Raw genomic sequence first — 8,306 nt, forward strand, 5'->3', positions numbered from 1 at the left:
CATCCCGGCGGAGCGGTTCACGGCGTTGACCCGGCTCGACCACAACCGCGCGATCGCCCAGCTGGCACGGCACTCGGGCGCCGCGGTGAAGGACATCAGCCGCGTCGCGATCTGGGGCAACCACTCCAGCACCCAGTACCCCGACATCTTCCATGCGAGGGTCGGTGAGCGGTCCGGTGCCGAGTTCGCCGCCGACCGCGAATGGCTTACCCGCGACTTCATTCCCACGGTCGCGAACCGTGGCAGTGCGATCATCGAGGCTCGCGGCGCATCCTCCGCGGCCTCCGCCGCCAACGCCGCGATCGATCACGTCCACGACTGGGTGCTCGGCACCCCCGACCACGATTGGACGTCCGTGGCGCTGCCCTCCACCGGCGCCTACGGCGTGCCGGAGGGACTGGTGAGCTCGTTCCCGGTTCGCTCGGTCGACGGGTCGTGGCAGATCGTGGACGGGCTGGAGATCGACGACTTCTCGCGGAAGCGGATCGACGCGTCGGTCGCGGAACTCGAATCCGAACGCGACGCCGTCCGGGGCATGGGTTTCATCTGATCCGACGTTCGTCTTCCGGAACGGTCGCGTGGACGTCACGAAATCGTGTCGACACGTGTCCGTTTTCGGAAGTCGACCGGTCGTCGCATACGCTGCCTCTTCGATGATGTGGCGTCGAGTGTGTACCGCGGTCGTGTCCGGAACCCTGCTGGCCGGACTCTCGGTGAGTGCTGCCGGGGCGATTCCGCCCGCGGCGCCCTCCTCCCCCACCTCCACACCGTTCGCCACCCCGAACACCGACAACTGCCCCAACCGGTCGGCCCCCGCGCCTGCGATCGACCTGTCGGAGGTACCCCAGCCGGGTGATCCGACACCGAGCGCCGTATCGGTGCCCGACGAGCCGGTGGGCGGACCGAAGCTGGCCGGGTGCGGGGTGATCCTTCCCGACGATGCGCCGGCGCTGCCCGCCGACATCGCGGCGTCCGGCTGGGTGGTCGCGGACATCGACACCGGAGCCGTGCTCGCGGCGAAGGACCCGCACGGCCGCTACCGGCCCGCGAGCACCATCAAGATGCTGCTGGCTCTCGTGGCGCTGGGCGAACTGGATCTCGACAAGACCGTGACCGCCACCGCGGAGGACGCCGCGGTGGAGGGCAGCGCCGTCGGGATCGGCAAGAACGGTCAGTACACGAACCGGCAGCTGATGCAGGGCCTGGTGATGGCCTCGGGGAACGACGCCGCCCACCTCCTCGCCCGGCAACTCGGCGGCGACGCCGCCACGGTCGACAAGATGAACCACCTCGCCGACACCCTCGGCGCGCACGACACGAGGACCGCGACCCCGTCGGGGCTCGACGGCCCCGGCATGAGCAGCTCCCCGTTCGACCTCGCGCTCATCTTCCACACCGCGATGAAGAACCCGACGTTCGCGGAGCTGATCTCCACCGAGACGGTGCAGTTCCCGGGTTTCCCGAAGGATCCGGCGATTCCGGACGATCAGGACCGGCCCCCGTTCGCACTGGCCAACGACAATCAGCTGCTCTACAACTACGACGGCGCACTGGGCGGCAAGACCGGGTTCACCGACGACGCCCGCCACACCTATGTCGGCGGCGCCGATCACGACGGTCGCCGCCTGATGGTGACGTTGATGGGCGCCGAAGCCCAGCCGATCCGGCCGTGGGAGCAGGCGGCACGACTGCTGGATTACGGTTTCGCCCTCGACCGCGACGCCCAGGTGGGATCCCTCGAGGACCTGCATCCGGCCGACACCGGTTCCGCCGCGGTACTTGCCGCACCGCCGCAACAGGATTCGGCCGCCGCGACGAGTTCCGTCGTCGCGTCGGGTTCCGACCACCCCGACAACACACTCGCCCTGCGGGCAGGTGTCGGGATCGTCGGGGCGGCCGTCGTCCTCATGCTGGTGCTCTGCGCACGTCGGCTGTCCCGCAGGCGCTGACGAAAACCGGCGCCCGGCTCAGCGCTTGGTGCGGGTCAACAGTCCGGACAACCCGAGCGCCGCGGCGGCGCCCACACCCACCAGGGCGAGTCCTCCACGCACACCCGGCCCCTCGTGCACCTCGATCCGGGGGTTGATGACGGCCGGATCCGGCGGCGGCACAAAGGCGAGCGCGAGGCTGGCGCGGGTGGTCGCGGCCCACGCCGTCGAGAAGAGCAGCATCCGGCACGTCAGGTAGATGAACACGAGCAGACCGATGATCGGACCGAACGCCACACCGGCGGGACCCGCGGTGACCGCCGAGAGGTAGATGGCACCGACCTGCTTGAAGATCTCGAACACCACGGCCGCGAGCAACGCCGCCTTGAGCGCACTGCGGAACGTGACGGGTTCGCGGGGCAATCGGGCGATCACCCAGGCGAACACCGCCCACGTCGCGAGAAGCGACACCACGGTCGACAGTGCGCGCAACCCGGCGTCGATCCCGGGAACGTCGTCGAGGTTCAGCACCTCGACCACCGTTCGGGCCACGGGACCGCTACTCAGCGCGGAGGATCCGAGAGAGACCACCATCGCCAGACCCAGCCCGAGCAGCGCGGCCGCGTCGCCCAGCTTGGTCCGGACGAATCCCTTGGACTCGCGCTGGCTCTCCCACATCGCCGTCAGCGCGTCGCGCAGGTTCGCCATCCACCCGAGTCCCGCGTACGCGGCACCGAGCAGACCGAGAACACCCACGCTGGCACGGGACGCGATCGCCGAATCGATGACCGTGTTGAGCGTGTCACCCAGACTTCCGGGAACGTTCTTGGTGATGCTGTCCTGCAGCTCCTGCAGCAACTCCGGCTGCCCGGCGAGGACGAAACCGGCGATGGCGAACGCGACCATCAGGATCGGAATCAGTGCGAGCACACTGAAATACGTGATCCCCGCCGCGTAGTAGTCGCCCTTCTGCTGCTGGTACCGCTGTGCGGCCCGCATCAGATGGTCGAACCAGGGGCGCGCTGCCCGCTGCCTGTCGAGAAAACTCGGTTCGTCAGCCACAGTGCTCATCCCTTCGGTGTCAGAAACCCAACCTTCTCGTACACGGCCGCCAGAGTCTGCGACGACACCTCGCGGGCGCGGTGAGCACCGGCGGCGATGATCCGATCGAGTTCTGCCTCGTCCGAGAGGTACCCTTCCACCTTCGCTTTCAACGGTGTCACGAACTCGGCGAGGACATCTGCCGTATCGGTTTTCAGGTCGCCGTACCCCTTGCCCTCGTACCCGGCCACCAACGTCTCGACCGGAGTCCCGGACAGCGCGGACTGGATGGTGAGCAGGTTGCTCACACCGGGCTTGGCCTGYGGGTCGTAGCGAATCTCCCGCTCGTTGTCGGTGACCGCGGACTTGATCTTCTTCGCCGACACCTTGGGGTCGTCGAGGAGGTTGATCAGTCCGGCGGGGCTCGGACCGGACTTGCTCATCTTCGACGTCGGATCCTGCAGGTCGTAGATCTTGGCGGTGCCCTTGATGATCTGGGCCTCGGGAATGACGAACGCCTTCCCGAACCGGGTGTTGAACCGCTGGGCGAGATCGCGGGACAGTTCGAGATGCTGACGCTGGTCCTCGCCGACGGGGACCCGCTGCGGACGGTAGAGCAGGATGTCGGCAGCCATCAGCACCGGATACGTGAACAGGCCGACGCTCGCGTTCTCACTGCCCTGTTTGGCCGACTTGTCCTTGAACTGCGTCATCCGGCTCGCTTCACCGAAACCGGTGATGCAGTTGAGGACCCACGCCAGCTGCGCGTGCTCGGGCACCTGGCTCTGCACGAACAGCGTGGCGCGGTCGGGGTCGATTCCGAGAGCCAGCAGCTGTGCCGCCGCGATCTTCGTGCGACGGCGCAGCTCCTTCGGGTCCTGCGCCACCGTGATCGCGTGGAGGTCGGGGATGAAGTAGAACGCGTCGAAGTCGTCCTGCAGAGGCACCCACTGCTGCAGAGCACCCAGGAAGTTGCCGAGGTGGAACGAGTCGGCGGTGGGCTGGATGCCGGAGAGCACCCGCGGTTTCGCGGTGGGTTTCTGAGCTGCAGGGGTCGACATGAGTACTGATCTTTTCACGTGCGCCGTGACGACACGAATCAGATACCGGCCGTCACCGGTACTGGACGGTGACCGGCGCGTGATCGGACCACCGCTGGTCGTAGGTTTCGGCGCGCTCGACGACGGCCTGCTTGGCCCGCTCAGCCAGTTCCCGGGTGGCGATCTGGTAGTCGATGCGCCAGCCGGAGTCGTTGTCGAACGCCTTCCCGCGGTACGACCACCAGGAGTACGGCCCGGCGACGTCGGGATTGAGCTGCCGGACCACGTCGGTCCAGTGCGCGTCCTCGGCGAACAGGGCGCCGAGCCACTCCCGCTCGTTCGGGAGGAAACCGGAGTTCTTCTTGTTGGTCTTCCAGTTCTTCAGGTCGAGTTCGGTGTGGGCGATGTTCCAGTCGCCGCAGACCACGACGTGCCTGCCTGCCGCGACGGCAGCCGCTGCGGTGTCGGTGAGGTACCGGGCGAAGGAGTCCATGAATCGCTCCTTCTCCTCCTGCCGCGGTGTCTGGGCCTCCCCGGAGGGCAGGTACAGGCTCGCGACGGTCAGGTCGTCGAAGTCGGCCTCGAGGTAGCGGCCCGCGGTCGCGAACTCGTCGTCACCGTGGCCGACGCGGAAGGCGTCGGCAGGTTTCCGGGACAGGATCGCGACGCCGTTGCGTCCCTTCGACGACGGCTCCGCGGACACCAGGTTCCATCCGCCCTCCAGAGCGGGCGCGAGCGTCTCGGCGAGCTGCTCGTCGGACGCCCGCGTCTCCTGCAGACACACGACGTCGGCCTCTGTGCGCTCGATCCACTCGGTGAGCCCCTTGCGGGCGGCGGCGCGAACGCCGTTGACATTGACGGTGGTGATGATGTGTGGCACGGCAAGCACCGTAGCGGACGCGTACGACAGCGCGGCTACCGAGACGAACGGGCGCTGCGGCGTTCCATCGCGACCGCCACGGTGAGGACCACGAGACCCGCCACGGCCAGCAGCGCACCGACCGCGGCGGGCGCCGTGTAGCCGTAGCCGGCCGCGATCACGACACCACCGATCCACGCCCCGAACGCGTTCGCGATGTTGAGGGCCGCGTGGTTGAGCGAGGCGGCGAGGGTCTGGGCGTCCGCGGCGACGTCCATCAGCCGGGTCTGCAACCCGGGAACCATCGACGCACCCGCCGCACCGACGAAGAACACCAGCAGCAGCGCCGTGTACGGGTTGTGGGAGGCGATCACGAAGACGCCGAGCAACACCCCGAGCGCCGTCATCGATACGAACAGACCGGGAATCAGCGCCCGGTCGGCGAGTCGGCCGCCGATCAGATTGCCCGCGACCATGCCCAGCCCGTAGATCATCAGGGCCAGCGGCACCAGCGACCGCGACAGGCCGGCGACGTCGGTGAGCGTCGTGCTGATGTACGTGTAGACGGCGAACATGCCACCGAACCCGACCATGCCGATGATCAGCGTCATCCACACCTGCGCGCGGCGCAGGGCACCGAGTTCGGTGAGGGGATTCGACATCCGCATGGCGGCGAGCGCGGGCACCCACGACCAGATCGCGCCCAGTGTCACCACACCGATCACGGCCACGAGCGCGAAGGCGCTGCGCCAGCCGAGCATCTGGCCCAGCCACGACGCGACGGGAACGCCGACGACGTTGGCCACCGACAGTCCCATCATCACGAGAGCGACCGCCCTGGCTCGCTGGCCGCGGTCCGCGAGGTGCGCCGCCACGAGGGCCGCGACACCGAAGTAGGCGCCGTGCGGCAGGCCCGCCACGAACCGCGCGGCCATCAGCACGCCGTAGTTCGGCGCGAACACCGTGGCGGCGTTGCCGATCGTGAACGCCGCCATCAACGCGATCAGCAGCGTCTTACGGGGCACCCGCGCGGTCAACGCCGCGATGAGTGGCGCGCCGACGACCACACCCAGCGCATACGCCGAGATGACGTGCCCGGCCGTCGGCTCGGTGATCCCGAGACTCGACGCCATCTCGGGCAGTAGCCCCATCGCCACGAACTCGGTGGTCCCGATCCCGAAGCCACCGAGCGCGAGCGCGATCATGGCGAGCTTGCGGACGGACGGATGTTGGGCGATGACACCGAGGTGCTCGGGGCGGACGGGAGTGGAAGTGCTCACAGCAGAACTTTCGACTAGACGGGGAGACGGCTACGCGGCGCACGGCGCCTCGTTGCGCAACGACCCACATCGAAATTCTCTTCCCCGGATTCCGCTTTTCGCGCCGCGAGCGACCGTGAGATGACTCACCCGGCCCGGAAACGCCGAACGGGACGCCCCGTGAGGGGACGTCCCGCTCGTAACRCTGTGGCTCGGTGCCTACTGCTCGGCGATGGCCTTCTGGAGGTTGATGTCCAGCGCACCGAGGAACTCCTCGGTGGTCAGGTAGCCCTGGTCGCCGCCGACCAGCATCGCGAGGTCCTTGGTCATCTGGCCACCCTCGACGGTCTTGATGACCACGTCTTCGAGCTTCTGGGCGAAGCCGATGACGTCGGGGGTGTTGTCCAGCTTGCCGCGGTGCTCGAGTCCACGGGTCCACGCGAAGATCGACGCGATGGGGTTGGTGGACGTCGGCTTGCCCTGCTGGTGCTGACGGAAGTGACGCGTCACGGTGCCGTGTGCGGCCTCGGCCTCACACGTCTTTCCGTCCGGGGTCAGCAGCACGGAGGTCATGAGGCCGAGCGATCCGAAGCCCTGCGCGACGGTGTCGGACTGGACGTCGCCGTCGTAGTTCTTGCAGGCCCAGACGTAGCCGCCCTCCCACTTGAGCGCCGACGCGACCATGTCGTCGATGAGACGGTGCTCGTAGGTGAGTCCTGCCGCGTCGAACTCCGACTTGAACTCGGTCTCGTAGACGTGCTGGAAGATGTCCTTGAACGCGCCGTCGTACGCCTTGAGGATGGTGTTCTTGGTCGACAGGTACACCGGGTAGTTCTGCTGCAGGCCGTAGTTGAGCGAGGCGCGCGCGAAGTCCTCGATGGACTTGGTGAAGTTGTACTGACCCTGGACGACGCCGCCGCCCTCGGGGAAGTTCACCAGCTCGTGCTCGATCGGCTCGCTGCCGTCCTCGGGCGTGTAGGTGATCATCACCTTGCCGGGACCGGGGACCTTGAAGTCGGTGGCGCGGTACTGGTCGCCGAAGGCGTGACGGCCGATGATGATCGGCTTGGTCCAGCCCGGAACCAGTCGCGGAACGTTGGAGATGATGATCGGCGCGCGGAAGATCGTCCCACCGAGGATGTTGCGGATGGTGCCGTTGGGCGACCGCCACATCTTCTTGAGACCGAACTCCTCGACGCGTGCCTCGTCCGGGGTGATGGTCGCGCACTTGACGCCGACGCCGTGCTTCTTGATGGCGTTGGCCGCGTCGACGGTCACCTGGTCGTCGGTCTCGTCCCGGTGTTCGATGCCGAGGTCGTAGTACTCGAGATTCACATCCAGGTAAGGATGGATCAGTTTGTCTTTGATGAACTGCCAGATAATGCGTGTCATCTCGTCGCCGTCGAGTTCGACGACGGTGCCCTCAACCTTGATTTTGGACATGGGTGCTTCGCGTCCTCCTAGGAAGTTTCCCTGGTTACACGGTTGCGGTCGCACTTTGTGAGTGGGTCCGCGAACGGTTCGCTTTTCAAACGTAGACGGTCAAGGCGGCCGCTGGGAGACCGCACGTAAACAAGACAAGCGTACTGCTATGCGCCACGCTCGCAACACGTGGGGCACGGAGGTCGTCCCTACTCGCGGGTAACTTTTCCCTGCTAGTGGCCCTGATCGGTGCCGTTTCCGGTCGTTCCACCCCAGCCGCTAAGATTCACTCCAGGTCATGAGTGCCAGCAACGAGCCCCGGCTAGCTGGCCGGCAACCCTCCACCGCGGTGGGGTGCCCCGGGTGATGACCTGGTTCCCTGATTCATACAACAGTCGGGTGACAAGCGCGGGTCCGACATCGGAGGTTCATGATGTGTTGTTGTTGTCGTAGATAGAGCACCAGACAAGCCCTGTGCGCGAACGAACCAGCAACTCCGTCGCGCCTCGTCAGACCACTGGAGTAGACAGCACATGACCGAGAACTGGTCGTTCGAGACCAAGCAGATCCACGCCGGGCAGACGTCCGACGCGACCACCAAGGCGCGGGCGCTGCCGATCTACCAGACCACCTCGTACACGTTCGACAGCACCGATCACGCTGCCGCGCTGTTCGGTCTGGCCGAGCCGGGCAACATCTACACCCGCATCATGAACCCCACCCAGGACGCGGTCGAGCAGCGCATCGCCGCCCTCGA

At 66.9% G+C, this 8,306-nt stretch carries 7 protein-coding genes, 1 pseudogene and 1 riboswitch; of the genes and pseudogenes, 3 read left to right on the forward strand and 5 right to left on the reverse strand.

The window, feature by feature from the left end:
- Both AC1D1G_RS37395 and AC1D1G_RS37400 read left to right on the forward strand, forming a co-directional pair.
- Positions 1-550: pseudogene (locus tag AC1D1G_RS37395) on the forward strand (malate dehydrogenase); the annotation flags it as partial.
- Positions 551-668: 118 nt separating this feature from the next.
- Positions 669-1,949, forward strand: a complete 1,281-nt coding sequence (locus AC1D1G_RS37400; protein WP_477956095.1) for a D-alanyl-D-alanine carboxypeptidase family protein — start codon at positions 669-671, stop codon at positions 1,947-1,949.
- 18 nt (positions 1,950-1,967) lie between these two features.
- Here the strand turns inward: AC1D1G_RS37400 and yhjD are convergent, their stop codons facing one another.
- The 5 genes from yhjD to AC1D1G_RS37425 form a co-directional block, all read right to left on the reverse strand.
- On the reverse strand, positions 1,968-2,990 hold the full coding sequence (yhjD, locus tag AC1D1G_RS37405) for an inner membrane protein YhjD (RefSeq protein WP_477956096.1): 1,023 nt from the start codon (positions 2,988-2,990) through the stop codon (positions 1,968-1,970).
- 5 nt (positions 2,991-2,995) lie between these two features.
- Positions 2,996-4,030, reverse strand: a complete 1,035-nt coding sequence (gene trpS / locus AC1D1G_RS37410) for a tryptophan--tRNA ligase (protein ID WP_011598206.1) — start codon at positions 4,028-4,030, stop codon at positions 2,996-2,998.
- Positions 4,031-4,082: 52 nt separating this feature from the next.
- A complete protein-coding gene (locus AC1D1G_RS37415) occupies positions 4,083-4,889 on the reverse strand; it encodes an exodeoxyribonuclease III (RefSeq protein WP_164062378.1) in 807 nt (268 codons plus the stop codon).
- 35 nt (positions 4,890-4,924) lie between these two features.
- Positions 4,925-6,148 carry an MFS transporter gene (locus tag AC1D1G_RS37420; protein WP_477956097.1) on the reverse strand — a complete coding sequence of 408 codons (1,224 nt, stop codon included), beginning with the start codon at positions 6,146-6,148 and terminating at the stop codon, positions 4,925-4,927.
- A gap of 198 nt (positions 6,149-6,346) precedes the next feature.
- The gene (locus AC1D1G_RS37425) at positions 6,347-7,570 is read right to left on the reverse strand and encodes an NADP-dependent isocitrate dehydrogenase (RefSeq protein WP_280782695.1); all 1,224 of its coding nucleotides are present in this window, start codon (positions 7,568-7,570) and stop codon (positions 6,347-6,349) included.
- Positions 7,571-7,843: 273 nt separating this feature from the next.
- Positions 7,844-7,964: riboswitch (SAM riboswitch) on the forward strand.
- A 118-nt stretch (positions 7,965-8,082) separates the two neighbouring features.
- Here AC1D1G_RS37425 and AC1D1G_RS37430 point away from each other — a divergent pair.
- Positions 8,083-8,306: PLP-dependent transferase (locus AC1D1G_RS37430; protein ID WP_477956098.1), on the forward strand; the 224-nt coding region annotated here is incomplete at its 3' end.

It is taken from the genome of Rhodococcus sp. P3_B8 (assembly GCF_056402775.1).

What these genes read in the sequence shown, in the direction of transcription:
- AC1D1G_RS37425 (WP_280782695.1), bottom strand. Translation starts at nt 7,570, where the DNA reads ATGTCCAAAATCAAGGTTGAGGGCACCGTCGTCGAACTCGACGGCGAC.